A 24,842-nucleotide genomic window follows, 5' to 3' on the forward strand; every position below is an offset into this window, starting at 1 on the left:
GTCTTCTCCCTGCCTCAGCCGAAATCGCCGTGGAGCAGGCCGGCGCCCTGGGAGACGGGACTACAAACGACCAGCAAGCAATCCAGGCGGCGCTAGACTATGCCGCAGTTGTAGAGGCAGCCACAGTAGCGTTCTATTCGTCCCGCTACAGGATCGACTGTCCGCTACGCGTATCGCCCGCGACCGAAACGAGGGCAGAGGACGGGCACCCTCTCGTAGTTCGCCGCTCCGTCGCCTTGAAAGGCAAAGCGGCCGATCGCTCGGTGCTCGAATTTCGCGGTCTCGACGGCGAGGATCCGGAGACCGGCTGGCAGCTGGTACCGACGGCGTCTGACGATCCCGCGCTTGCCGTCTGGCGCGGCGGTGGCCTTTTCCTTCAGGGAGATACCGAGGACCCGGTCTCCGGGGAAAAAACGATCGGTCGCCTCGAACTGGACCGCCTGGTCCTCGAGGGTGGCCGCTACCATACGGGAGCCTATGCGTGGCCAGCCGATATCCTGACCGGAGACGGCTGGGACATCACCGACAAGGCGCTGTGGGTACAAGACTGCTTTGTGGGCGAGATCATCTGCACGGACACCGATATGATCGGCTGGAAGGGCGAGATATTTTATCTCGGCGGCGCGCTCGATATGGCCGACAGGGTGGTTCTCGACAGGTGCCGCTTCGCCACCACCAATGGCAGCGCCTTCAATCCCGGATGCAATGTCGAGATCATCGCATCCGATTGCAGTTTCGGGGACTGCTTCCAGGCACAGGAAGACGTCGGGAAGTCACGCGCGATCTATCGCAACTGTATCTGGCACGATTGCGATCACATGGGCCTTGGGAGTGGTGCGACCGATACCCTCGAGCATAATTTCCTCTGGCCCACCCGCGACGACCAATCGCCTCCCCCGCTCACCCGCCTCGATCAATGTGAATTCAGGAATATCGGCTGGCTGCGCTTCTTCAGCTGGGTTGGAGGCAGTATCCGCGCAGTGGACTCGCCGATCGGACTGCCGGGCTGGGCAGGCCAGGCCCTGCGTGATGTCGACCTCGACATAGAGGCTGTTCTCGACCGCAAGCAGTCCATCCACGCGCTGACCATCGACGGTGTGGCGTCCCTGACCGAGCAAGTCAGCGGCGCACCGACCGGAACTTACCAATTGCCACCGGCGAACGTGGCCATAAACTTGAAGCAGCGCCGAACTCGCGAGGCGCAACTAGCAGGACGTCAGTGGCTCGGTGTCCTGTGGAACGGATACATCGACCACTCCTGCGCCATCCATGTCGAAGGCGAATTCGCTTCGGGGCGCGTACCCAACGGCGGCGACACCCCGCTTTCCATGCCACTCGTCACGATGGCAAAGGAGACTGCGAGTTCGAGCTATTGGACAAGGGGCTGGTATCGTCCGGCGACCTTCAGCGGTTCGGGAGAGATCCGCGTAACCGCCCCGCTCATGTCGATCGGGTTGGAAAGTGCGATCATCGCCGACATGACCCTCTCCCGCACCCCACTTGGCGGTGCCCAGCACGGCTATGCCGACGGGCAGGGTATCCGCATCACCAAAGATGGCGCGACAGGCACATTGCGCTTCGAGAAGGGTGCCTCAGCAAGCTTCGCCGTCCGCGCGACGCGCAACCTGACAGACGCCTACGACTGGATCGAGTTCGTCTACAACCGCGAGCTCCAGCGCTGGGAAGAGAGCGGGTTTTTCTCCGCCGCCTAAGCTAGGGCGAAATCAGACGGGAGGGGATTATTTCCCTCCCGTGCTTGCTCGCAAGAGCCGCTTGGGGAATCACAGACGCATGGCGATTCTCTCCGACAAATGGATCCGCGAAAAGGCAAATTCGGAAGGCATGATCGAGCCTTTCGTCGAGAGCCAGCGGCGCGACGGCACTATCAGCTACGGCCTGTCTTCATATGGTTACGACGCGCGTGTGGCGGACGAGTTCAAGATCTTCACGAACATCGACAGCGCGATCGTCGATCCGAAGGACTTCGCAGCCAACAGCTTCGTCGACAAGAAGACCGATTGCTGCATCATCCCGCCCAACAGCTTCGCCCTTGCGCGCACGGTTGAATACTTCCGCGTACCGGAAGACGTGCTGGTGATCTGCCTTGGCAAGAGCACCTATGCGCGCTGCGGGATCATCGTGAACGTCACTCCGCTGGAGCCCGGCTGGGAAGGCCACGTCACGCTGGAGTTCTCCAACACGACCCCGCTGCCTGCGAAGATTTACGCGAACGAGGGTGCGTGCCAGTTCCTCTTCCTACAAGGGAACGAGCGCTGCGAAACAAGCTACCGGGACCGGGCAGGCAAATACATGGGCCAGCGCGGCGTGACCCTTCCGCGCCTGTAATCTCGCGGCTGTGACGCTGCGTTTTTGACTCTGGCCTGAGTCCGGCCCACATCTCCTCCGCAAAGAGGAGACTGACATGGCCGAACGCGAATTCGACATCATCGTATATGGCGCCACGGGATATACCGGGCGGCTCGTCGCGGAGCATTTCATCCGCGAATATGGCGATCGCGATGATGCCCCGAAGTGGGCGATGGCCGGACGCAGCGAAGACAAGCTGACCGCGGTGCGCGACGAGATCGGCGCGCCCGCAACCACGCCGATGATCGTGGCCGATGCATCCGATCCCGCCAGCCTCGAAGCCATGTGCAAGCGCACGAAGGTCGTGCTCACCACAGTGGGCCCGTACCAGCTCTATGGCGATGCCCTTGTCGAAGCATGCGTCAAGACCGGCACCGATTACGCCGACCTGTGCGGCGAGCCCGCCTGGATGGCGGAGCAGATCGCCAAGCACCATGATGCAGCGAAGGCCAGCGGCGCGCGCATCTGTTTCTCGTCCGGCTTCGATTCGATCCCGTTCGATCTGGGTGTGCTCATGCTACAGAAGGAAGCCAAGGCAGCGCACGGAGCGCCTGCACCGCGCGTCAAAGGGCGTGTCCGCGCGATGCAGGGCACCTTCTCCGGTGGCACCGCAGCCAGCCTCGGCGCTACGATGAAGGCGGCGATGAAGAGCCCCAAGGTCATCAATGTGCTGCGCGATCCCTTCGCGCTGACGCCCGGCTTCGATGGGCCTGACCAACCTTCCGGCATGGTGCCGCGCTATGAAGACGAGATCGGCAAATGGGCCGCTCCGTTCGTGATGGCGCCGATCAATACGAAGAACGTCCACCGCACCAATTTCCTGCGCGGCCATCCTTATGGCGAGGACTTCCGCTACGACGAAATGGTTCTCACCAGCCCGGGCGATGCCGGCAAGGCGGCGGCCAACGCCATGGTCGAACTGGCCAAGAACCCGTTCGGCGCCAAGCCGCCGAAGCCGGGCGAAGGCCCGACTGCCGAAGAGCGCGAAAACGGCTTCTACGACGTCCTGTTCGTGGGCGAATACCCGGACGGCAAGCGCATCAAGTACGGTGTGAAAGGCAAGTACGATCCGGGATATGGTTCGACCAGCCGCATGCTCGGCGAAACCGGTATGGCCCTGCTCGAGAGCAAGGCCGAAGGCGGTGTCGGCACGCCGGGATCATTCCTGGGCGAGGATCTGGTGGAGCGGCTGCGCGAACATGCCGCTCTCACCTTCTCCCTGGAGGAGTAATCCTTCGCTCAGTAGCTCAGCCGCAAGCTGGCACTGAAGTTGCGGCCCGCCATCGGCACGAAGTCCTTTGTGAAGCTGGCGTGGCGGCGACCGGTCACGTCGAAGATGTTCTCGGCCTTCACGATGACGCTTACTGACGGATTGGCAGCGATCGGGCGCCACGTTGCGATAGCATTCACGAAGGTGAACCCGTCGGTCGGGGTTTCGAAAGCGGCGACTTCGTCCTGGCTATCGACCCATTCGATTTCGCCGCGAAGATCGAGCGATCCGGTCGACGCTTCGAGCGCGCCCATCAGGCTGAGCGGCGGGATGCGCGGCACGTTCGACCCATCTGACAGTTCCGCGTCCACCAGCTCACCGCGCAGGTCTGCGGTGAGAGCGAAATTGCCAGTATCGAGGAAGCGCCAGATCAGCTCGCCTTCGATGCCCTGGTAAGTCGCGTCCTGCTGCAGGTATTCGAACACCGGCAGTTCGTCTTCCTCCTCGCCGGTCTCGGACAGATAGATGTAGTCGTCGAACCAGTTCTTGAAGGCTGCAACGCTGAACTCGACATCGCCGAGCCGGCCACGCGCGAAGATTTCCGCGCCCCAGGCCCGCTCGATCCCGAGGTCCACATCGCCGATCTCGAATTGCTGTGTCGCAATGTGCGGGCCGTTGGAGAACAGCTCCTCGGCACTCGGCGCGCGTGCCACACGCGACAGGTTCACGCCTGCACGGAAGGCCTGCGGCCCATCGTAGGCCAGGCCGATCGCGCCGGAGAAGGCATCGAAATCGCGCTCGACGCCGAGCGGTACGGAATCGACATTTGTCGCCTCATAGCGAAGCGCGCCTTCCAGCTGGATCGGGCCGTCGCCATATTCCTGCAGGGCGAAGAGCGAGATCTGCTCGGTGCGGTTCGGCGCGACATAGGCCTCTTCACCCTCGGCGAAGAAATCGCGGAAGTAATATTGCAGGCCGAGCGAACCGCGCCACCGGCCATTGGGGTTCTGGATCAGTTCGGCACGGGCTTCCATGCCCTGCACGTCGAATACGGTGCCGACCTCGTCGCCTTCGAATTCGGTGTGGGTATAGTCTGAATAGCCCGCACGCACGCGAAGACGCTCAAACATCCCCTCGCCCAGCGCGATGTCTCCGCGCAGGTCGGCGCGGTACTGGCGAAGACCGATATTGACGGTTTCGGGGCCCTCCTCCGCTAGTTCTGCTTCGCCGCCCTCTTCCTCTTCGCCGTGATGATGCCCGGCTCCGGGGCGGATCGGCACGCCATAGAAGGTGTCGTAAACGCCGACCGACACGCCGAGATGCGAGTTGTCGCGGAAAAAGGCGAAACCGCCGTTGGCCGTCCATGTTTCGGTGGCGCTGTTGAAGAGCGTTCCGCTCGCCAAGGCCGCTTCACGCAGCTCTTCGGCTTCTTCGAATTCGCCCTCTTCTTCTTCCTCGTCGGCTTCTTCGAGAAGTTCGGAGCGCAGAGTATCGGAAAGGACGAAGCCCGGGACGCTGAGATCGTCCGTAGTTCGGTAGGACCCGTCGAAATGGGTTACGAAGCCGCCGCCCAGCGGTACGTCGATCGACGCACCGGCTTCACGAAGGTCGCTGGCCGTGTCGGCACGCACGATGGCGTCGACGTGCACTGCCTCGTTCGGGACACGGCGCGGGATGCGCTTGTCGATCACATTGACTGCGCCGCCGATCGCCTGGCTCCCGTAAAGGAGGACGGCCGGTCCGCGCAGCACTTCGATGCTTTCGGCGGTCAGCGGATCAATCGAAACCGCATGGTCGGCAGAGGTATTGGAAACGTCGATGGCACCGATCCCGTCGACCAGCACCTTCACGCGCTCGCCGGAAAACCCGCGCAGGATCGGCCGTGATGCACCCGGGGCAAAGCCGGTGGCAGTGACGCCCGGCACATCGGCGAGAACCTCGCCCAGCTGCCCGTCGAGATTGGCATCGAGAGTTGCCCCCTCGATGACGCTGGTTCCGGCAAGCAGGTCGAACTGGCGAAGGCCTGCGGCGGTGACGATGATGACGCTGCGCGAATCCATGCGGCGGTCATGGACATCGTCGATCACATCTTCCGATTCCACAGGCTGCGTATCGGTGTCCTGCGCAGCGGCCGGGACTGTAGCCACCAGCGCCAGGGTGGAAAGGGAGGCGAAGAGAGCGCGCTTGGCGACTTTGGTTTGATACAACATATCGCGCAGATAGCACCGGAAACGCGTCATTCAAGCGTTATCCGCCGAATGTGCATGCGACACGACAAACGACAGCAAGGTCGCCGATCGAAGTCCGGGTTTTTGGAGAAATGGAGCGGGCGAGGCGATTCGAACGCCCGACCCCAACCTTGGCAAGGTTGTGCTCTACCCCTGAGCTACGCCCGCTCACTGACGCTCTACCGAGCCGCATGGCCCGGTGGGGAGGCGCGCAGTTAGCAACGCCGCATGAGTCCCGCAAGAGAAAAAATGCACCTTTTGTCCCGCCCTTGTGCAGCGCCTCCCGGTACTTCACATTTGCAAGCGAAGGCCCACATGGGTGGCCTGACAGTTTATAGCATCGAAAGGCGGTACACGTGGCGAGCATGGGGTTGAACATCGACGAGCAGAAGGCGGTCGAGCGTTTCAAGAAAGACGTAGTCGAGCCCTCGATGACCAGCCTGGTCATCCTGGATTTCTACGCCGACTGGTGCGGCCCCTGCAAAGCCCTGGCACCCATGCTGGAAAAGGTCGCAGCGGAATATGCCGACAAGGGCGTGGTCCTGAAGAAGATCGACGTCGACAAGGAACAGTTCATCGCCTCGCAGTTCCAGGTGCAGTCGATCCCGACCGTCTATGCCATGTTCCAGGGTCAGCCCGTCGCCGATCTGACCAATGCGCGCAGCGAATCGCAGCTGAAGCAGACACTCGACCAGATCCTCGCCCAGGTTCCGGTCCAGGCAGGCGCGGGCGCCGACCCGCAAGCGCAGGCCGCCCAGCAGGTAGACCAGTTTGTGGCAATGGGCGAACAAGTCCTGGCCGAAGGCGATGCGCCGCGCGCTGCGGGCATTTTTGCACAGGTGACCGAAATGGCTCCCGACAATCCGGAAGCGCATGCGGGCCTGATCCGCGCGCTCACGCAGGCGGATCAGATCGAGGAAGCGAAGAAGGTCCTCGATGCAGCGAAAGGCAATCCTGCCCTCGCTGAACATCCCGCGATCGAAGTGGCGGCAAGCGCTCTGGAGCTTGCCGGAAACAAGGTCGACGACAGCGAACTCGCCGGCCTGAGGGACAAGGCCAAATCCGACCCTGCCGACATGGACGCGCGCCTCGCCTACGCCGAAGCCGCCTTCGCGGCCGGACAGCGCGACGCTGCGGCGGAGGAACTGCTCGCAATGGTCGAAGCCGACCGCGAATGGAACGAGGGCGCCGCACGCGCCAAGCTGGTGGAGATCTTCGGCGCGGTCGGGCTGGAAGATCCCTGGGTCGTCGAAACCCGTCGCAAGCTTTCACGTCTCTTGTTCGGATAATTTATTGGCCCGCAAACTCTCCATATTCCCCCTGCCCGGCGCTATCCTGTTTCCCGGGCTGCAGTTGCCACTCCACATTTTCGAGCCGCGCTATCGCGAGCTGGTCGGCAGTGCGCTTGCGAAGGATCGCCTCATCGCGATGATCCAGCCGCAAAAGTCGGGTGAAAACTCCCCGCTATACGAAGTTGGCTGCGTCGGCCGCATCGGCGATGTCGAAGCGCTGGAGGATGGTCGCTACAATATCGTGCTCGAAGGCGAGGCGCGCTTCAGGGTCCTGCGCGAACTCGACGTGACGACCGCATTCAGGCAGGTCGAGGCGGAATTCATCGAAGACCCGCAGAACGAAGTGCTCTCCAGCGTCGAACGTGCTGCATTCGAGTTCGAGGCCAAGCGGTTTGCCTTGATGCAGGGCTATACGGTGGACTGGGATTCGGTCGAACGGCTCGATGACGAGACGCTGATCAACGGAGTGGCGCAGATCATCCCGTTCGATTCCGCCGCAAAGCAAGCTTTGCTGGAAGCACCGACCCTTGCCGACCGGTGCGAGCTCATGATCCAGCTCATGCAGTTTTTCGCCCTGCGCGATGACGACGACGAAATCGTCACCCTGCAGTAGTTGCGAAGTCGCCTCCGCGACTTCGTCCTCGGGGCCTTACCTTCGCTTCGCTACGGGTCCCTGCGGACGGCCGGTCGGCCTTTGACTGCCGTGACCAGGAACCAACCTTTCATATGGCAAAGTTTCGGTCGGCGACCAGCCGACCGCAAGGGCAATCGCCCGCTCGCAGTGGGTGCAGCTTGCTGCACATCTAGCGAGGACGAACCCGCGGAGGCGGGTTTGAAAGACTAAATACCAAAACTGCCTTTCAGGCCGTCGATCACATATTGCGCGGCAAGCGCCGCAAGTAGCACGCCGAGCAGGCGCGTGATTACTGCTTCCACCCGGTCGCCGAAGAATTTCATCAGTGGGCCTGCCGCCACCAGCGCCAGCATGGTGATGAACAGGACAGCGCCAAGGGCGCCGAGCACAACGAAGGTCTGCTCCAGCCCCGACGCTTCATTCATCAGCAGCATGATAGCCGCAATCGCGCCGGGTCCGGCCAGCATCGGCATGGCCATGGGGAATACCGAAACGTCTTCTACTTCTGGCGTCGCAGCGACCTTTTCAGCCCGCTCCTCGCGGCGCTGTGTCCGTTTCTCGAACACCATCTCGAATGCGATCCAGAACAGCATGAAGCCGCCTGCAATGCGGAAACTGTCGAGTTCGATATGCAAGGCGCTCAGCAAATCCTCGCCGAACAGGGCGAAGATCAGGAGGATGATGGCCGCGATGAAACAGGCTCGGATAGCCATGTTCCGGCGCTGGGCCGGGGTCGCCCCCTTGGTGAGGCCCGCATAGATCGGCGCACAACCCGGCGGGTCGATGACGACGAACAGCGTGATGAAGGCCGAGATGAACAGCTGGGTCATTGCGCGGCGTCCGGTGCGAGTGCGATAGCCACGACCTGCTCCCATCCGTCTTCACCGGCCAGCCAGACGACATAGTGACGCTCGCCCTGGCCGACGGTCTGGAAGCCCCAGGCCAGGGTCCCGTCGCGCGAAACACGCAGCGGAATGGCGCTGTCCGGCTCGCCGGTATCGATCTTGGCGTCGCACGCGGCGACCGCGCTCGATATCATGTCGGGCGCAACGGGCGCTTCGTCCTGCGGAAAGCCGAAATCGAACACATAGCGATAGTCGCCATTGCGCTGCCTCTGCCATACCGTGTTGAACGTCCCGACCGAGCCATCCGGATCGGTGAAGCCACCCTGCGTCACGGCGAGCGAGCCATCGCAGCTCGACCAGACGCGATGCGGCTCCCAGCTGACCGCTTCGGGCGGGTTGTCCTGCGACCTGAGCCAGGGCTTGGCTTCTATCGCGCCGTTGCGGCCGAAGATCAGCGCGCCGTCCGCTGCGTATTCGTCGAAGGCAGTCCACTGACCGTCCTCACGCGCGGCGCGGGCGAAAGCGAGTTCGGTAGCGATTACCTTGCTCACCTCTGCTGTCGGGGTCAGCAACCGCGTATAGCGATCGCGCTGGTTCGGCAGCGGAGCGCAGGCAGCGACGCTTGCCAGCGCACAGGCAGCCAGGGCGAGGCGCATGCTCACAGGCTCTGCGGCACTTCCAGCCCGGCATTGCGGTGGGCGGCAACAAGGGTGTTGCGCAGGAGGACAGCGATCGTCATCGGGCCGACGCCGCCCGGAACGGGCGTAATCGCTGCGGCGATCCCTTCGGCGCCTGCATAGTCGACATCGCCGACCAGTCGGCCCTTCTCCTCGCCTTCGGCAGGGGGCAGGCGGTTGATACCGACGTCGATCACCGTCGCGCCTTCTTTCAGCCATTCCGCCTTGACCATCTCCGCGCGGCCTACTGCGGCCACCACGATGTCGGCGCGTTTGACCACCGACGGCAAATCCTTCGTCCGGCTGTGGGCGATCGTGACCGTGGCATTTGCGTCGAGGAGCAGCTGCGCCATCGGCTTGCCGACGATGTTCGAACGGCCGATCACGACCGCTTCGAGGCCGGACAGGTCGCCCAGCCGGTCGGTCAGCAGCATCATGCAGCCGAGCGGTGTGCAGGGCACGAAGCCGTTCTGCCCCACGGCAAGCCGTCCGGCGTTGGTCACGTGGAAACCGTCCACGTCCTTGTCCGGGCTGATCGATGCGATCACCGATTGCTCGTCGAGATGGTCGGGCAACGGCAGCTGGACCAGGATGCCGTCGACCGCGTCGTCCGCATTCAGCTGTTCGACCAGCGCCAGCAAGTCCGCCTCGCTGGTGTCGACCGGCAGGCGGTGCTCGAAACTTTCCATGCCCGCAGCGACGGTCGCCTTGTGCTTCGAGCGCACATAGACCTGGCTGGCAGGATCCTCGCCCACCAGGACGACTGCGAGACCGGCTTTGCGGCCCGCCTTCTGTTCGAACTGCCCGGCAAGCGCGCCGACACGCTCCCTCAGGAGGGCGGCGAAGGCTTTTCCGTCGATACGTTCAGCGGTCATAACGAGTAGATGATGTTCCCGAGTACGATAAGGATGATGTTCATCAGGATGATCAGCACCAGCGGTGAGAAATCGATCATCCCGGTTTGCGGCAGCAAGTTGCGGATCGGGCGGAGCACCGGATCAAGCAGGCGGTTGATGCCTTCGTAAAAGCTCATCAGAAATTCGTTGCGGCCCACCACGTTGAAGGCGAACAGCAGTCCGATGATGAACTGGATGATGATCAGCATCACGAACACGCTCGTGAGCATTTCGAGTATCTGGTAGAGTGTGATGAGCACTAGGGTCTATCCCGCTGGTGTGTGTGCAATCCCGATAGCAACGCGTCTTACACGCGCAAGACGCCCCGCGCCAAGCCCTATCGGGCGCTTATCAAGGTGCCTGCGCCCCTTGCGGTGAAGAATTCTAGCAGCATGGCGTGCGGTACGCGCCCGTCGAGGACGACCGCCGCTTCGCATCCCGCCTCAACCGCGCTCACGCAGGTTTCCAGCTTGGGGATCATGCCGCCGCTGATCGTCCCGTCTTCGCGCAGCGCGGCGATGTCCGCAGGGGTCAGGTCCGTGAGCAGCGATCCGCTCTTGTCGAGTACGCCAGGAACGTCCGTCAGCAGAAGCAACCGCGCAGCGCCAAGAGCCGAAGCAAGTGCGCCCGCCATGGTGTCGGCATTGATGTTGTATGTGTGTCCGTCCTCGCCCGTACCGATGGGGGCAATGATCGGGATCATGCCTGCCGCCGTGGCGGTTTCGATGATCGTCGTGTCGACCGCGCTCGGCTCGCCCACGAAACCGAGGTCGAGCGCGCGTTCGATGTTGCTTTCGGGGTCCTTCGTCGTGCGTTCGACCTTGCGCGCAGTAACAAGCCCGCCGTCCTTACCGGAAAGGCCAACTGCCTTGCCGCCAGCCCGCGCGATCGAGGATACCAGCGCCTTGTTGATCGCGCCCGACAGGACCATCTCGGCGACTTCTGCCGTCGCCTTGTCGGTGACGCGAAGGCCGTCGACGAAGGTGCTCTCGACACCCAGCTTCTTGAGCATTGCGCCGATCTGCGGGCCCCCGCCATGCACGACCACGGGATTGATGCCGACGGCCTTGAGCAGAACGATATCTTCGGCGAATTCGCGCGCCGCCTCTTCGTCGCCCATGGCATTGCCGCCGTATTTCACGACGAAGCTGCGACCGGCATAGCGCTGGAAATAGGGCAGTGCCTCGATCAGCGTCTGCGCCTTGGTGCTTGCCTCGTGCATCGCCCGGCCGGTGTCGTCGCTCAAACTCGTGCTCCATCCATACGCAAAGCCCGCGCATCCCCGTGACTGGGGAGCGCAGGCGTTAGCGTGCCCGGCGTGCGGGCGAAAGGGGGCGCGTTATTCCTGCGCCGGCATCTGCTCGATTTCGACATCGGGATCGAGGTCTTCGCCATTCACCGGCGCTTCACCGAATTCGCCTTCGGGCGAGACCGGGACCGAGGTTGTCGTCGGCAGCGGATCGGGCACTTCACCGGTGGTTTCACCGACCGGGACCGGCTCTTCGCCGCCATCGGTGTTGAAGATGTAGAACAGGAACACCAGCGTCATCAGGACGATCAGCGCCACCCACAGCCAGCGGGTACCGGGTTTGCTATCGGGAACGGGGTCGGTCATCGGGAACTCCTTCTTGCTTTCCTGTCCAATGCCTTGCCCCTGCCACCCGTTCCGAAACCGCGCCGCTTGAGCGCGGGCGCGCACGGTGGCACAGCCTGCGCATGACCCACACCAAGCCCCTCGCCCTCGCCCCGCTTATCGCCCTTGCTGCCTGTGCCAGCACGCCGGACGTGCCACGCCTCGCCCCGTCACAGGAGCGGTTCTGGGACGCGCTCTCCAGCCATTGCGGCAACGCCTATGCAGGCGGGCTTGCCAGCAGCGACGCGCGCGACGCCGACTGGGCGGGCAAGCGCATGGTGGCGCACTGGGCCGATTGCTCCGACACGCGTGTCGCCATCGCCTTCCACGTCGAGGATGCCGGGGCTCCGGGCGGCTGGAACCGCTCGCGCACCTGGCTCGTCAGCCGCACCGCGGACGGCCTGCGCCTGAAGCACGACCACCGCCACGAAGACGGCAGCGAGGATGCGGTGACCCAATACGGCGGCGACACGCTGTCGGACGGGACGCCGCGCATCCAGGATTTCCCGGTCGATGCCTTCTCCATCGCCCTGTTCGAGCGCGAGGGGCTGGACGCATCGCTCACCAATGTCTGGCGCGTGGAAGTCGACCACGCCGAGACAAGCGGCGCCCGCTTTGCCTACCAGCTGACCCGTCGCAACGATCCGACCCGCCTGTTCCGGGTGGAGTTCGACGCCAGCGATCCCGTCGCCCCGCCCCCGCCCGCCTGGGGCTGGTAAGCCCGGGCCGCAAAGTTGGAGCGGCCCTCGCGCAGTTCCAACAGAGTGGAACGGGTGGAACACGGTCCTGGCGATAAAACCTGCGCCCATGCTAAACGGCCCGCATCCGGCAGGGACACGGGCCGTGAAAGGGCGGCGGGGCATGGCTCTAGGAGAGCAGCAAGCCTCGCAGTAGGAAAGTGGCAGTAATCACCGCGTCGTGAACCACAGCATCAGCGTGGCGAACGCGATCACCTGGATGCAGGCGATTGCGTGCAGCCGGTTGGAAAACGGTTCCTTGCGGGTCTTGTGGCGCAGCAGCGAGCGCGCGGCATAGGCGCCAAGCGTACCGCCCGCGAAGGCCCAGCCCAGAAGGCTCGCCTCGCTCAGCCGCCAGCCGCCGTTTTCGGCCAGCACCTTGTCCGTCATGAAGGCAAAGAACGCGACCATATTGATCGCGATAAGGTAGTAGACGAACCATTCCAGCAGGGTGAATTCGACAGGCATGACACGCTCCGCTCTCGGGCTTGCAAACTCGGGACCAGCGACGCCGTCTTATGTGCTTGTGCGAAAGGAAATACCCCGCCTTCGCAGGTGCGGTATTGTCGATTTACGACATATTTGTTTGGCCTCAAGCGCCGGCGGCTGCGTCCGCAGCCTTGGCTTTCCTCGCTCATGCGACCTGAAGGTCGCGTCGCTGCGGGCGCGCGGTCGCGCTTGCGGGCCGTTGGCCCGTTTGATGCGAGTTGCCGGAAGACGTGGCGCTAGGCGGCCCTGGCCTTGGTGACGATCGCGGTGATTTCGTCGAGGAGGCCGAGGCGCTTCTTCTTAAGCTGCTCGGTGCGCTCGTCGCTGGCGGCCTCGGTTTCCGCCTCGATGCGGTGCACTTCGCGGTTCACCTCGTGATATTCATCCGCCAGCCGCGCGTAATGCGCATCCTCCTGCTTCAACCGCGTGATGAGGTCCCGGTCGCGGGCGAAGATCTTGGTCAGTTCATTGGGCGTGTGCTGCGACATGATGGCGTCCTTCGTGGTGTCCGTTGATCCAGCCTTAGGCCTCCGCGCCCGCCCCTTCTTTGCGGCAGATCAAATTGGAGACGCGGAAGCGGGAATAATCCGCGCCGCCTGGATTGAAGCCGCAGTGCGCGGCGCTATCGTGAGGGCGTGGGCAAGATCCTTCCCTTCAGGCGCAGGCCGGACAGGCGCGTGCCCCGCTTTCACCGCAAGCCGGTGAGGCGAAGGTCGCGCGGGGGCGGTTGGCGCGGGGCCGTGACCGTCGCCCTTACGCTGGCGCTGGTGGGCGCCTGGGTCTTGTTCGGGGACCGCATCGGGCCGCGTCCCGAGGTGACCGAGGTGGCCTCGAGCTTCGGGCTATGCGGTGAAGGCTGGGGGGCCTGCGTGGTCGACGGCGACACGGTGCGGATCGGCGAGCGGCGCATCCGCCTCACCGGTTTCGACGCGCCGGAGATGGACGGGGCGTGCGAGGCCGAGCGGGTCAAGGCGCGCGAGGCCCGCACGGCGCTCCACCAATGGCTATCGCAAGGCCGCTTCAGCTGGACCGGCGGCCAGGACCCACCCCGCGACCGCTACGGCCGCGAACTGCGCGCTGCTTACCGGGGCGACGAGCGGCTGGCGGACCACATGATCGACGCCGGGCTGGCTGAGGGGGATGGCTGGGGTTTGAGGAGTGGGTGGTGTTGAGGGTTTTTTATCTTTCGCACCGACCTTCGTCGGGGCGTCCTCGCTAGGCGTGCGGCAAGCCGCACCCGCTGCGGGCGGGCAGTCGCCCTTGCGGTCGGCTGGTCGCCCATGGGAAGACCTGCTTTTGATAGCAGAAGCTCAAAGACATCAGGCCGCTTCCCCGAGAGCATAGCAATCGTAGATTATGATCTTTTTCAGCCTTCCGTCCGGGTAGCGAATACGTCGAAACTGTATGTTTACTGTCGCACCAGTTTTCTCGGCGTACTGCGTTAGATAACGAGAAAGTGTCGGAATCGTACGCTCTTCTGCGTCTCGCGGCACGAAGAACGGCACGGTCCGCCCGAGATCATGAAAGTAAACTCGACCGTTGCGGGAATTCACGTTGAGCGCACCGACAGAGACATCTTGAGTCCGCGAACGTTCATCGATATCTTCTGATTTCAAATATTCCTTCGTTCGCTCGTCTAATTGAACTTCTCGGATCGCGTTGTCGTTGATGACAATTCGCTTTGCCGATGTATCAATCCATTTGTGAGAGCGTTCCAAACCGGGGGTGGCAGCCTCAGCGAGCACATCGACAGTCCCGGCCGGTACGTCCAAGCCATCCAGCTCAAGTTGCCCCTCCTCGACTTGTCCCAGCGCACGCGCAACCACATGCTTCAATAGCTTTTTAGCGTTTTGCGTCGCAGCGGCGTTCGCAGCGGCTGAAGAAAGCCGCGCTATCTCCTTCGTAAGGACCTTGAGCGACCCATCTTCGGTTTCATCGATGTAGAAGCGTACCTTGTTCGAGTAGGGCCCTCGAAATCTCACCTCGCCCGTCGCTACATAGTGCGCCACCAAATTAGCCACGCGACCTAAACCAGCAAGAGACTCGGCGCCTCCCGAAAGATCGACAAGCCCATCATCTGCCTCACCACCGACGTACCTAATCTCCATCAGCTTCTTTCCCACCTTCGGTCATCACATGTATTGACACGTATGCGACCGACCAAAGCATTGACAATACCGTGACTGACAACACACTCCAGTATTGCAAGTCCTTATCACCTTCAGTGATCAATGCATCATGATTACACAAGTAGTAAATACCAAGAACATTAGGACCGAAAACGACGCCGACAGCAAAAATTGCGGTTACCAACATAGCTGAGTTGTAAAAGATCTTCGCCGTCCTGAAACCATCGATGGATTTGAGAACTTCCGATGACGGGGAAAGCCATTCGTGAGAGTTCGAAACAGTTCTCGCCGCCTCTTTGTATTTCTCAGGGAAATGAAATCTGGCCACCTCCTCTATTTGATAGTCATATGCGCGAGAATCCATAGTTCTGGAGGTACTCAGAACCGAACATATCTGCGCCGCAACAATGAAGAAGAAAAGCCCATATTGCAGATCATCAGTTTGGATGCCGATGAGTGTCAGAGACAAATCTAACTCTGCAAGCTTGATAGTAGCAAGGCCAAGGAACAGAAGCGCGAGAATGAAAAAACGGTTCGACAGTCTGGCTGCTTCGTCCCGCGACTTTGCCAATCTCTCGATAATCTTTTCGCTCGAGAACGGACCCTCAGCAGCTGGTGTGAATTCTACCAAACTTTCGCCTTCGAGGTTGTCGTTATCGGGACCTGAAGCGATCTCGTTCACTCCGCCGCAACAGCCCCCTCACCAGCCTCGTCGCCGAACAGGCCCGGGCCGTCGTCGGCGGTTTCTTCCTCGTTGGCGGCCTTGGCGCTCTGGCGCTTGTCGAAGCTCGACCAGACGGTGTTCCAGTCGCCGCGCGTTGCGCCCTTGGAGTATTCGGTTGCGCGCTGTTCGAAGAAGTTGGCGTGCTCCACACCGTTGATCAGCGGGGCGAGCCAGGGCAGCGGGTGATCGTCGACCATGTAGATCGGCTGCATGCCCAGTTGGCCCAGGCGCCAGTCGGCGATGTAGCGGATGTACTTCTTGATGTCCTTGGGCGTCATGCCCGACACCGGACCCATTTCGAAGGCGAGGTCGATGAAGTTGTCTTCCAGGCGCACGGTCTTCTGGCAGATGTCCACGATGTCTTCCTTGACCGCCTTGGTCAGGCAGTCCCGCTCGCGCACGAACTCGTGGAACATGCGGATGATGCCTTCGCAGTGCAGGCTTTCGTCGCGGATCGACCAGCTGACGATCTGGCCCATGCCCTTCATCTTGTTGAAGCGCGGGAAGTTCATCAGCATCGCGAAGCTGGCGAACAGCTGCATGCCTTCGGTGAAGGCGCCGAACATGGCCAGCGTGCGGGCGATGTCTTCATCGTTGTCGACGCCGAACTGCTGCATGTAATTGTGCTTGTCGGCCATTTCCTCATATTCGAGGAAGGCGGAATATTCGCTTTCCGGCATGCCGATCGTGTCGAGCAAATGGCTGTATGCCGCGATGTGCACCGTCTCCATGTTGGAGAAGGCGGTCAGCATCATCTTGATCTCGGTCGGCTTGAACACGCGGCCGTATTTGTCGTGGTAGCAATCCTGCACCTCGACGTCGGCCTGCGTGAAGAAACGGAAGATCTGCGTGAGCAGGTTGCGCTCGTGCTCGGACAGCTTCTGTGCCCAGTCGCGGCAGTCTTCGCCCAGCGGAACTTCTTCCGGCATCCAGTGGATCTGCTGCTGGCGTTTCCAGAAGTCGTAGGCCCACGGATATTCGAAGGGTTTGTAGGTCTTGCGGGCTTCGAGCAACGACATCTTGTGTTTCTCCGGTTGGCAGCTGAGCGTCCTATATAAGGAATCATGCCTGTGATTCGATAGCAAGGGTAAAGAATTACGCGGGGATAAGACGGCAAAATCTGTGCAAGGTTTGCGACAAGCGGCAGGAACACGCCGGGCCGTGGCGGGTTGGTTGGTTGAAGACAGACAAAGACAGATTTTTGGAGAGACCCCATGGGCCAGTACGAACCCAACGACAGCCGCGACGTGACGCTCAACAAGGGGCACGAACCCTTCGGCCTCGAACGCACCGGACCCCGCGAAGGCGAAACCCGCCAGCAGGAACAATCCGACGATGCACAGGCGCAGCGCGGCTATGGCAATGCGCGCAATGAAGACGGCACGATGGAGCAGGATGTCGCCACCGCCGATCTCGGCAACCAGCCGCTCGCGCAAGGCAGCGCCGATGCTCAGCCAGGCGAGATTTCCGGCCAGCCGGACGAGCGCGCCAAGGCCGACGCCAACCGCCCGCTCGGCGAGAGCTGAGCCTTTCCAGTTCGGGGACTAGCGGACCTTAGTCCGGTTTTTCCCCTTTTGCGGGCTTCGGCTCCGCATCCCCGACGCCCCGCCTCGCAAGAGGTTGGGGCGTCAACTTTTTCGTGCCCTATCGCTGCGCTGCTTGAGGGCTGGATTGGTGCCCTATCGCTGCCCTGCTTGAGGGCTGGATTGGTGCCCTATCGCTACGCTGCTTGAGGGCTCGGCGTGTCCCAGCTCGGTGCCGTCGCGTGACTATCCTCTGAGCCGTGCACGAGCCTCGACGAAGCGTGGAGCGTATCTCGTTGCCGGCCGTTAATAGGGTATAACCAACTCAAAACGCTCGGTTATCCGGGCAGAAAGTACACTATGTTCGAGAAGATCCGCATCAAGGAACACATGGAAGTCGCAAACTACGAAGGCCAGCACGTCGGTACGGTCGACGCGGTCCAGGACGATGCCATCAAGCTGACGAAGTCGGACAGTGCAGACGACATGCACCACTTCCTCTCGCTGGATGACGTCGAGAAGATCGACGACAACCGTATCTACCTGAAGGAAAGCGCACGCATTCCCGAAGGTCTGGGCAACAAGGCAGTCATGCAGGACGCCTAAACCGGCCTAGCCCGGGCGCTTCGTCCGGCAGACCAATGACATTCGAAAGGCCTCGGCTGCTTTGCTCAGTCGGGGCCTTTCGCATGCTTGATCACGCGCCGGCGGAGCTTTCGACCAAGTCGTCGATCGCAGCGAATGCTTCGTTGCGCGTGAATTTCATGGCCGCATCTTTCGGCAGATCCGGTATCCGGCCGCCACCCGCCTTCTTGCTGGCAATCCAGGTGCCCAACTGGTCGGCGATCTTGCCCGCATCCTGCGTGGCCAACCCGAAGTCGCCTTCCCCCACGATCTTCGCCGCCTCGCCGCTTTCGAGACCTGTGGCCAGGATCGGGCGGCGCGCGCCGATATATTCGAACAGCTTGCCCGGTATGACATCGTCCTCCGCCGGGTCCGGCCAGCGACACATGAGCAAGACGTCCGCCGCACGCTCGACCGCAAGGATTTCGCTGCGCGGCAGGAAATCATGCACCTCGACGCTGTCCTCAACGCCGTATTCGCGAATGCGCTGGTCGAGGAAGCCGTACTCGTCGTGATAGAAGATCGCGCGCACCTTATGCCGGTCTTCCCCCAGCATGGCGATCGCTTCGAACAGCGCCTTTGGATCGCGCCGCTCGGCATAGATCAATCCCGCATGGACGATCGTGAGGCGGTCGGCATCTAGGGGAGCGGGCGCCGCTTCCAACCCGGCGAAATCGCTTTCGACCCAGCCGTTTCGCGCCAGCACGACCTCCTTGCCGGTCTGCCCTGCCAGCGTGTCGCGCGCACCGGTCGTGACGGCGACGAAAGCGTCCGCATCACGCTGCACCCTGCGTCCCTGCCATTCGTAGTAGCGGGTGAGGAATGGGTGCCGTTCGATATAAGGATTATCGACCCACAGATCGCGCTGCTCGCAAATCCAGGGCAGGCCCGTCGCCGCAGCGATCTGCCTGGCCGCGATATGGGCCGAGTGCGGCGGTCCGGAAGAATAGATGAGGTCGAAGGCGTCACCGCCGCCCAGTTCGATCGCCTCTTGCACCGCCCGCGGCACCCAGTGCGCGCGAAACCGGTCGGGCATTTGCCGGGCAAGCCAGAGCCAGCGCTTCAGCTTGCCGGGCTTGCGGCCGGTGGTGGATTTGCCGTCGACGTGACTTTGCGAACCTTGCGGCTCCGACTTGTCGATCGGCAGCATGACCGATGCAAGATTGGGGTGCTCGAGCTCTGTATGGATCCCGCTCGCCGTGCCGATGCGTGCTCCGATGACGGTGACCTTGTGCCCCTGCCGCGCCCAGTGCAGCGCAAGCGCCCCCGTCCGCGCCGCGCCCGCTTGGGCAAAGGGCGGAAAATTAGGCGTAATGAAGAGGATACGCTGCGGACCCATCGCGCCATAGGTGCCCCGCATGGGCAAAAAGGGCAAGGCCCTCAAAAAGAGCGCGCCGGGCCATCATCGGATGCCCCGGCGCGCGTCTTGTCACCCGTCCAAGGGTTCTCTTACTGGCAGGCGAGGCATTCCTCGTAGTCGGTCTGCTCTGCGCCGGCGGCCAGTTCGTACTTCGCTGCATCGGCGGTGTTGTCCGCTTCGACGCCGCCTGCGAAACCGGCGCGCTGCACGCTCTTGGAGCGGAGGTAGTAGAGCGACTTGATGCCTTTCTCCCATGCCTGGAAGTGCAGCATCATGAGGTCCCACTTGTCGACGTCTGCCGGGATGAACAGGTTCAGCGACTGGGCCTGGTCGATATAGGGCGCGCGGTCGGCGGCGAATTCGAGCAGCCAGCGCTGGTCGATCTCGAAGCTCGTCTTGTACGCGGCCTTTTCTTCCGGCGTCAGGAAGTCGAGGTGCTGGACGCTGCCGCCATGCTCGAGGATCGAGTTCCAGACCGCAGTGCTGTCCTTGCTCTTCTTCTTGAGCAGCTTTTCCAGATAGGGGTTCTTGACCACGAAGGACCCGGACAGCGTCTTGTGCGTGTAGATGTTCGCCGGGATCGGCTCGATGCAGGCGCTGGTACCGCCGCAGATGATGCTGATCGAAGCGGTCGGTGCGATCGCCATCTTGCAGCTGAACCGCTCCATCGCGCCCATTTCTTCCGCATCGGGGCATGCGCCGCGTTCCTGGGCGAGCAGCATGGATGCTTCGGACGCCTTGCCCTGGATGTGCTTGAACATCTTCAGGTTCCAGACCTTGGCCATCGGGCTTTCGAAGCCGATGCCCTTCTGCTGGAGGAAGGAGTGGAAGCCCATCACGCCGAGGCCGACCGAGCGTTCGCGCATCGCCGAATATTTGGCGCGAGCCATCTCTTCGGGCGCACGGTCGATGTAGTTCTGCAGGACATTGTCGAGGAAGCGCATGACGTCCTCGATGAACTGCTTGTCCTCGTTCCACTCGTCCCACTTCTCGATGTTGAGCGAGGACAGGCAGCAGACGGCCGTGCGATCGTTGCCGAGATGGTCGATGCCGGTCGGCAGGGTGATTTCGGCGCACAGGTTCGAAGTCGAAACCTTGAGGCCGAGCTCGCGGTGATGCTTGGGCATCATGCGGTTCACCGTGTCCGAGAAGACGATGTAGGGCTCGCCCGTGGCAAGGCGGGTTTCAACGAGCTTCTGGAAGAGGCCGCGCGCATCCACGGTCTTGCGGACCGAACCGTCCTTCGGGCTGAGGAGGTCGAATTCCTCGCCATTGCGGACCGCTTCCATGAAGGCGTCGGTGACGAGCACGCCGTGGTGCAGGTTCAGCGCCTTGCGGTTGAAGTCGCCCGAAGGCTTACGGATTTCGAGGAATTCCTCGATCTCCGGGTGCGTGATGTCGATGTAGCAAGCGGCCGAACCGCGACGCAGTGAACCTTGCGAGATCGCCAGCGTCAGGCTGTCCATCACGCGCACGAAGGGAATGATGCCGCTGGTCTTGCCGTTGAGGCCCACCGGCTCGCCGATACCGCGGACATTGCCCCAATAGGTGCCGATGCCGCCGCCCTTGGAGGCGAGCCACACGTTCTCGTTCCAGGTGTTGACGATGCCGTCGAGGCTGTCGGAAACCGAGTTGAGGTAGCACGAGATTGGCAGGCCGCGCTGCGTGCCGCCGTTCGACAGGACGGGCGTTGCGGGCATGAACCACAGGCGCGAGATATAGTCGTACAGGCGCTGCGCGTGGTCGGCATCGTCGGCAAAGGCATCGGCGACGCGCGCGAACAGGTCCTGGTAGCTTTCGCCGGGGAGTAGGTAACGGTCTTCGAGCGTTTCCTTGCCGAACACGGTCAGCAGATCGTCGCGCGAGCTGTCGGTCTTCACGTTGAACCGGCGGTCGAGGACCTTCTTCGAATCCTCTTTCACCGCGGCAGCCTTGGCGACTTCGGCCATGGCACCGGCCATCGCTTCACCGGCGGCTTCGGCGACCAGTTCTTCGCTGCCCTTGTCCTGCTTGTCCATTTTCACTGCCTTTTCCGCCGCGTCCTTCTTCGGGGCCGGCTTCTTGGCGGGTGCGGTATCTTCGTCGCTGTCCTGAGTGTCCAGATCCAGTCCCATCGCCGCTTCGTCCCCGCTCTTGAAATCCATGTCGTGCCCCACTCTCGTTTGTTGCGCAGCGGGACGTTGCCCGCTTGCCTTCCGGCTCTTGTTCGAGTCGCCAAGCGGTGTGTCCTGCCTAGCAATTTCGCCGGTCTTCGGGTTGAAAACTTATCCCCTTTTTCCCCACAGGGCCGACCGGAAAACGGCACTCAACCCATATGGGGACGAATGCCGAAATCTCTAGGTCTTGTGGGTACCCCCCGGTGACCGACCACTAGATAGTGAATCAGAGCGGACTCGCGTGCAAGAGGGTAAAGGCGGAATTAATTCGCAATCGCACGGCTGCGGCAAGGTGTATCACCATGATGCAACGCAGCGACGCGTGGACCAAGCTGGACTTTAGCGCTGCGCAAGCCCCAAAATGAAATTGCGAAAAAATTTTTGCGGGCAAATTTCCCATCGCGGGATTGCGCACGGTCCGAATCCGGACGCGCAATTTTAGAATCGAGATACGAAAAAGGGCCCCGCTCCATGCGAGGCCCTTTCCATGTGGCAGACCCGACGCGAGGCGGCACCCCGCAGACAGATACCGCCTCGACGCCGAGCCGGCTCCTGCCCTGGGGGAGGGTCAGGAACTGGGTGACGGCGCCATGTTGAGAGCCAGCACCGCGCGTTCCTCGGGATCGTTCGATGCAAGGCGGCGTGCCTCCGATTCGGCGAGCTCGCGCTCGAGGGATTCGCGCGTACGGCGACCGGAGGCGACGATTACGTTCGCCTGGATTATCGGATCGGGTCCAGCGCTTGCGGGCAGCGGCAGGAGCGAGTCGATGCGACCGACGGCATTCTGGACTCTCCTGTCTAGCCGCTTGCTACCGGAGGATTCATAAGTCTCCATTTCCACCGGGCGCCCGTCGGGGCCGGCCTGGAAACGCACCTTCACGATGCCACTGGGAGTCCAGCGGTGATCGATCCGCATCCGGCTCAGCTTAGCATTCAGGTCTCTGGAAACCTCTTCCACGAATGCCTGGTCGCTGCGCGCGGAAACGACGATTTCCTGCGAGGACAGTGGGACGGCAAGCATTGTTGCCGCTGCCGCGGTGGCGAATAGTGCTACTGTAAATTTAGTCATGGTGATCATCCTTTCATAAGACGGGATGATCGGCCGCAGAGAGTATCACACGATGTGCGACTGTGTGTTGTTGCGATGACGGTCTATGGTCGATCCGATCCGAGAAGGTCTGCGGAACTCCCCGGATCGGCGGCACGATACTCCTGTCCCGGGCCGTTTCCAAATTTCACGACACGTTTTTGACGCCGCACCCTGCAAATTGATCGATCGGGTCTCCGGCCCGCATTGCCGTGTCGAGGCGGTGTGCAAAAACTTCGCTCAAGAGCAACGATCGCATTAGCCCACGATTGCGACTCGGCTGCCGGATCCGCGTGCTGGACAGATCTCTTGCGCGCGCTATCAAAACCGCATGGGAGCAAACGCGGCAGCAGCCACACTATCCGAGCCTTTCGGCAATTTCACGCAGGTCCTGGCGTATTGGGCAACGCATCAACCCGAGGCCACTGCGCTTCGCGATGATACGGGTTCGTTGACGTGGGCCTCAATGGCGGACCGCATCGAGCGCATTGCGGCACGGCTGGTGAATGACGGTTTGGAGCAAGGCCAGTCGGTCGCCATCCTCGGCATATCCTCGATACCCTACGCGCTGGTCTTCCTAGCCGCCATAAGGGCAGGCGGGGTCGCGGCTCCGCTCACCACGAGCGCCAGTGCAGATCAGCTGGAGGCCATGGCCAGGGACAGCGGCGCGCGGCACCTTTTCGTGACCAGGGCCAAGCTGGACGAGGTCGGCGAAGCGCGTTTTGCGGGGCTCGAGATTGTAGTTCTCGACGAAGCGCTCGACGACTGGATGGCGCCCGCAGGGAGCAAGGCCCCCGTATCGGATCCGGCGCCCGCAGATCCGTTCAATATCATCTACTCGTCGGGCACAACGGGCACTCCGAAAGGCATCGTCCATTCGCACCAGATGCGCTGGCGACAGTTCGCGGCGACTGCATCCAGTTGGCTCGAAGCCGGCATACCCGTGCGCACGCTCGCCTCCACGCCGCTCTATTCGAACACCACGATGGTGGCCTTCCTCCCGGCCCTGCTTGCGGGTGGCACCGTCAGGATCATGGGCAAGTTCGATACGATCGGCTGGCTTACCCATGCCGCAGAAGACAAGACGGCGATCACGATGCTGGTGCCGGTCCAGTACCAGCGGCTCATGGACGAGCCGCGCTTCGACGAGTTCGACCTTTCCTCGCTGCTCTTGAAATATTGCACCTCGGCACCCTTCCCCGCGGACCTGAAGCGCGAGGTGCTGGCCCGGATGCCGGGTGCCCTGATCGAGATTTACTCGATGACCGAAGGCGGCGTGGTTTGCCTGCTCGAAGCGCACAAGTTTCCGGACAAGCTGCACACGGTTGGTCGACCTGCCCCGGGCAGCGAGCTCAGGGTACTCGACGATGAGGATCGCGAAGTTCCGGCCGGAACGCCCGGGAACCTCGTCGGGCGCAGCCACACCATGATGAGCGGGTACAAGAACCGCCCCGACCAGACGCAGGAGGGCTACTGGACCGATCCCGATACCGGGGAGACCTGGCAGCGGATGGGCGACATCGGCCGTGTCGATGCGGAAGGCTTTGTCGAACTTGTCGGCCGCGCCAAGGACATGATTATCTCGGGCGGGTTCAACATCTATCCGGTCGACCTCGAGAACGAGCTGATGAAGGAAGCCGATGTCATCGAGGCGGCGGTCATCGGAATGCCGTCGCGTAAATGGGGCGAGACCCCGGTCGGTTTCGTGCAATTGGCAAAGGATGCGCGCGGGACGGATGCAATCAGGGACGCGGTCAATGGCCGCCTGGGCAAGACCCAGCGCCTGGCGCAGCTACACGCGATCGACGAGATGCCGCGCAGCCATATCGGCAAGCTATTGAAGACCGATTTGCGTGACCTTGCCGCGCAGCACGGCGCTCCCGAGTAAGACAATAGAAGCCGGTCGCCACGTTCGCGACGCGGCGCCGACCAATTACGACAAGGATGTGCGGTCGCCGCGTTCGAGACGCGGCGCCGACACTTGGGGGGAGGGGGAGAGGAGGTGTGGGCGGCCGCGTCTCTACTCGCTGCCATATCGCCTCGCGCCGGAAAGGCTGAGCGTCAGGAGAACGCATGGGCCACAAGGGCCAGCGGTTCCGCGCGAGGAAGGCGACGACAGGACCCTTAGGGGAGAGCCTGACGCCATCTCTGTGCCGGTCGGAAGGACTTGGGAGACTGTTCCGTTCCCGGCTGTGAGGCCTGTAATAATATTGCGGCACCGCGAACGAAAG

Annotated in this window: 25 protein-coding genes and 1 tRNA gene; 10 read left to right on the top strand and 16 right to left on the bottom strand. The window is 62.2% G+C overall.

Annotation, left to right across the window (positions count from 1 at the left end):
- Nucleotides 1–29: 29 nt before the first annotated feature.
- The 3 genes from LCM24_RS05150 to LCM24_RS05160 all read left to right on the top strand — a co-directional run bounded on the left by LCM24_RS05150 (nucleotide 30) and on the right by LCM24_RS05160 (nucleotide 3,598).
- Nucleotides 30–1,712 (top strand): hypothetical protein, encoded by a 1,683-nt coding sequence (locus LCM24_RS05150; RefSeq protein ID WP_224803028.1) that lies wholly within the window; start codon nucleotides 30–32, stop codon nucleotides 1,710–1,712.
- 79 nt (nucleotides 1,713–1,791) lie between these two features.
- Complete coding sequence (gene dcd / locus LCM24_RS05155) at nucleotides 1,792–2,346, top strand: dCTP deaminase (protein ID WP_090476695.1); 555 nt, start codon at nucleotides 1,792–1,794, stop codon at nucleotides 2,344–2,346.
- A 76-nt stretch (nucleotides 2,347–2,422) separates the two neighbouring features.
- On the top strand, nucleotides 2,423–3,598 hold the full coding sequence (locus tag LCM24_RS05160) for a saccharopine dehydrogenase family protein (protein ID WP_224803029.1): 1,176 nt from the start codon (nucleotides 2,423–2,425) through the stop codon (nucleotides 3,596–3,598).
- An 8-nt stretch (nucleotides 3,599–3,606) separates the two neighbouring features.
- Here LCM24_RS05160 and LCM24_RS05165 read toward each other — a convergent pair whose 3' ends face one another.
- Nucleotides 3,607–5,787, bottom strand: a complete 2,181-nt coding sequence (locus LCM24_RS05165; RefSeq protein WP_224803030.1) for a TonB-dependent receptor — start codon at nucleotides 5,785–5,787, stop codon at nucleotides 3,607–3,609.
- Between the two features lie 111 nt (nucleotides 5,788–5,898).
- Nucleotides 5,899–5,973, bottom strand: a tRNA-Gly gene (locus tag LCM24_RS05170).
- Nucleotides 5,974–6,170: 197 nt separating this feature from the next.
- Between LCM24_RS05170 and LCM24_RS05175 the strand changes: the two genes are divergently transcribed.
- Both LCM24_RS05175 and LCM24_RS05180 read left to right on the top strand, forming a co-directional pair.
- Nucleotides 6,171–7,094, top strand: a complete 924-nt coding sequence (locus LCM24_RS05175; RefSeq protein ID WP_224803471.1) for a tetratricopeptide repeat protein — start codon at nucleotides 6,171–6,173, stop codon at nucleotides 7,092–7,094.
- Between the two features lie 4 nt (nucleotides 7,095–7,098).
- Nucleotides 7,099–7,710, top strand: a complete 612-nt coding sequence (locus LCM24_RS05180) for an LON peptidase substrate-binding domain-containing protein (protein WP_090476702.1) — start codon at nucleotides 7,099–7,101, stop codon at nucleotides 7,708–7,710.
- A gap of 227 nt (nucleotides 7,711–7,937) precedes the next feature.
- Here LCM24_RS05180 and LCM24_RS05185 read toward each other — a convergent pair whose 3' ends face one another.
- The 6 genes from LCM24_RS05185 to LCM24_RS05210 form a co-directional block, all read right to left on the bottom strand.
- Entirely contained in the window at nucleotides 7,938–8,561 is a 624-nt protein-coding gene (locus tag LCM24_RS05185; protein WP_224803031.1) for a MarC family protein, read from the bottom strand.
- Complete coding sequence (locus LCM24_RS05190) at nucleotides 8,558–9,238, bottom strand: hypothetical protein (RefSeq protein ID WP_224803032.1); 681 nt, start codon at nucleotides 9,236–9,238, stop codon at nucleotides 8,558–8,560. Before LCM24_RS05190 ends, LCM24_RS05185 begins: the two co-directional genes overlap by 4 nt.
- On the bottom strand, nucleotides 9,235–10,128 hold the full coding sequence (gene folD / locus LCM24_RS05195; RefSeq protein WP_090476708.1) for a bifunctional methylenetetrahydrofolate dehydrogenase/methenyltetrahydrofolate cyclohydrolase FolD: 894 nt from the start codon (nucleotides 10,126–10,128) through the stop codon (nucleotides 9,235–9,237). The genes LCM24_RS05190 and folD overlap by 4 nt, the downstream gene beginning before the upstream one ends.
- Nucleotides 10,125–10,409 carry a YggT family protein gene (locus LCM24_RS05200; protein ID WP_224803033.1) on the bottom strand — a complete coding sequence of 95 codons (285 nt, stop codon included), beginning with the start codon at nucleotides 10,407–10,409 and terminating at the stop codon, nucleotides 10,125–10,127. Before LCM24_RS05200 ends, folD begins: the two co-directional genes overlap by 4 nt.
- A gap of 77 nt (nucleotides 10,410–10,486) precedes the next feature.
- Nucleotides 10,487–11,371: an acetylglutamate kinase gene (gene argB, locus LCM24_RS05205; RefSeq protein ID WP_224803472.1), complete on the bottom strand. Its 885-nt coding sequence runs from the start codon at nucleotides 11,369–11,371 to the stop codon at nucleotides 10,487–10,489.
- 117 nt (nucleotides 11,372–11,488) lie between these two features.
- Nucleotides 11,489–11,764 (bottom strand): hypothetical protein, encoded by a 276-nt coding sequence (locus LCM24_RS05210; RefSeq protein WP_090476710.1) that lies wholly within the window; start codon nucleotides 11,762–11,764, stop codon nucleotides 11,489–11,491.
- A gap of 101 nt (nucleotides 11,765–11,865) precedes the next feature.
- Here LCM24_RS05210 and LCM24_RS05215 point away from each other — a divergent pair, with 101 nt between their 5' ends.
- Nucleotides 11,866–12,501, top strand: coding sequence for a hypothetical protein (locus LCM24_RS05215; protein ID WP_224803034.1), 636 nt, complete (start codon nucleotides 11,866–11,868; stop codon nucleotides 12,499–12,501).
- A gap of 189 nt (nucleotides 12,502–12,690) precedes the next feature.
- Here LCM24_RS05215 and LCM24_RS05220 read toward each other — a convergent pair whose 3' ends face one another.
- Together LCM24_RS05220 and LCM24_RS05225 are read right to left on the bottom strand one after the other, a co-directional pair.
- Nucleotides 12,691–12,987: a DUF1294 domain-containing protein gene (locus LCM24_RS05220; RefSeq protein WP_224803035.1), complete on the bottom strand. Its 297-nt coding sequence runs from the start codon at nucleotides 12,985–12,987 to the stop codon at nucleotides 12,691–12,693.
- A gap of 257 nt (nucleotides 12,988–13,244) precedes the next feature.
- Nucleotides 13,245–13,496, bottom strand: coding sequence for a YdcH family protein (locus LCM24_RS05225; RefSeq protein WP_224803036.1), 252 nt, complete (start codon nucleotides 13,494–13,496; stop codon nucleotides 13,245–13,247).
- A 213-nt stretch (nucleotides 13,497–13,709) separates the two neighbouring features.
- On the opposite strand from LCM24_RS05225, the gene LCM24_RS05230 reads away from it, so the two are divergent.
- Nucleotides 13,710–14,180, top strand: coding sequence for a thermonuclease family protein (locus tag LCM24_RS05230; protein WP_224803037.1), 471 nt, complete (start codon nucleotides 13,710–13,712; stop codon nucleotides 14,178–14,180).
- Between the two features lie 147 nt (nucleotides 14,181–14,327).
- On the opposite strand, the gene LCM24_RS05235 is transcribed toward LCM24_RS05230, so the two are convergent.
- The 3 genes from LCM24_RS05235 to LCM24_RS05245 are packed head-to-tail and all read right to left on the bottom strand — an operon-like array spanning nucleotide 14,328 to nucleotide 16,880.
- Nucleotides 14,328–15,116: a hypothetical protein gene (locus tag LCM24_RS05235; protein WP_224803038.1), complete on the bottom strand. Its 789-nt coding sequence runs from the start codon at nucleotides 15,114–15,116 to the stop codon at nucleotides 14,328–14,330.
- Entirely contained in the window at nucleotides 15,106–15,819 is a 714-nt protein-coding gene (locus LCM24_RS05240; protein WP_224803039.1) for a hypothetical protein, read from the bottom strand. The genes LCM24_RS05235 and LCM24_RS05240 overlap by 11 nt, the downstream gene beginning before the upstream one ends.
- Nucleotides 15,816–16,880, bottom strand: a complete 1,065-nt coding sequence (locus LCM24_RS05245; protein WP_224803040.1) for a ribonucleotide-diphosphate reductase subunit beta — start codon at nucleotides 16,878–16,880, stop codon at nucleotides 15,816–15,818. Before LCM24_RS05245 ends, LCM24_RS05240 begins: the two co-directional genes overlap by 4 nt.
- A gap of 195 nt (nucleotides 16,881–17,075) precedes the next feature.
- Here LCM24_RS05245 and LCM24_RS05250 point away from each other — a divergent pair, with 195 nt between their 5' ends.
- Both LCM24_RS05250 and LCM24_RS05255 read left to right on the top strand, forming a co-directional pair.
- Nucleotides 17,076–17,387, top strand: a complete 312-nt coding sequence (locus LCM24_RS05250; RefSeq protein WP_224803041.1) for a hypothetical protein — start codon at nucleotides 17,076–17,078, stop codon at nucleotides 17,385–17,387.
- Between the two features lie 357 nt (nucleotides 17,388–17,744).
- A complete protein-coding gene (locus LCM24_RS05255) occupies nucleotides 17,745–17,990 on the top strand; it encodes a DUF2171 domain-containing protein (RefSeq protein ID WP_160595769.1) in 246 nt (81 codons plus the stop codon).
- Between the two features lie 91 nt (nucleotides 17,991–18,081).
- Here LCM24_RS05255 and LCM24_RS05260 read toward each other — a convergent pair whose 3' ends face one another.
- From LCM24_RS05260 to LCM24_RS05270, 3 genes are all read right to left on the bottom strand, one after another.
- On the bottom strand, nucleotides 18,082–19,368 hold the full coding sequence (locus LCM24_RS05260; protein WP_224803042.1) for a glycosyltransferase: 1,287 nt from the start codon (nucleotides 19,366–19,368) through the stop codon (nucleotides 18,082–18,084).
- Nucleotides 19,369–19,457: 89 nt separating this feature from the next.
- Nucleotides 19,458–21,512 carry a ribonucleoside-diphosphate reductase subunit alpha gene (locus LCM24_RS05265; RefSeq protein ID WP_224803043.1) on the bottom strand — a complete coding sequence of 685 codons (2,055 nt, stop codon included), beginning with the start codon at nucleotides 21,510–21,512 and terminating at the stop codon, nucleotides 19,458–19,460.
- 580 nt (nucleotides 21,513–22,092) lie between these two features.
- On the bottom strand, nucleotides 22,093–22,593 hold the full coding sequence (locus tag LCM24_RS05270; protein WP_224803044.1) for a TonB C-terminal domain-containing protein: 501 nt from the start codon (nucleotides 22,591–22,593) through the stop codon (nucleotides 22,093–22,095).
- 349 nt (nucleotides 22,594–22,942) lie between these two features.
- On the opposite strand from LCM24_RS05270, the gene LCM24_RS05275 reads away from it, so the two are divergent.
- On the top strand, nucleotides 22,943–24,499 hold the full coding sequence (locus LCM24_RS05275) for a class I adenylate-forming enzyme family protein (RefSeq protein ID WP_224803045.1): 1,557 nt from the start codon (nucleotides 22,943–22,945) through the stop codon (nucleotides 24,497–24,499).
- The last annotated feature ends 343 nt before the right edge of the window (nucleotides 24,500–24,842 follow it).

The organism is Qipengyuania aquimaris (assembly GCF_020171965.1).
GTDB classification, from domain to species: Bacteria; Pseudomonadota; Alphaproteobacteria; order Sphingomonadales; family Sphingomonadaceae; genus Qipengyuania; species Qipengyuania aquimaris_A.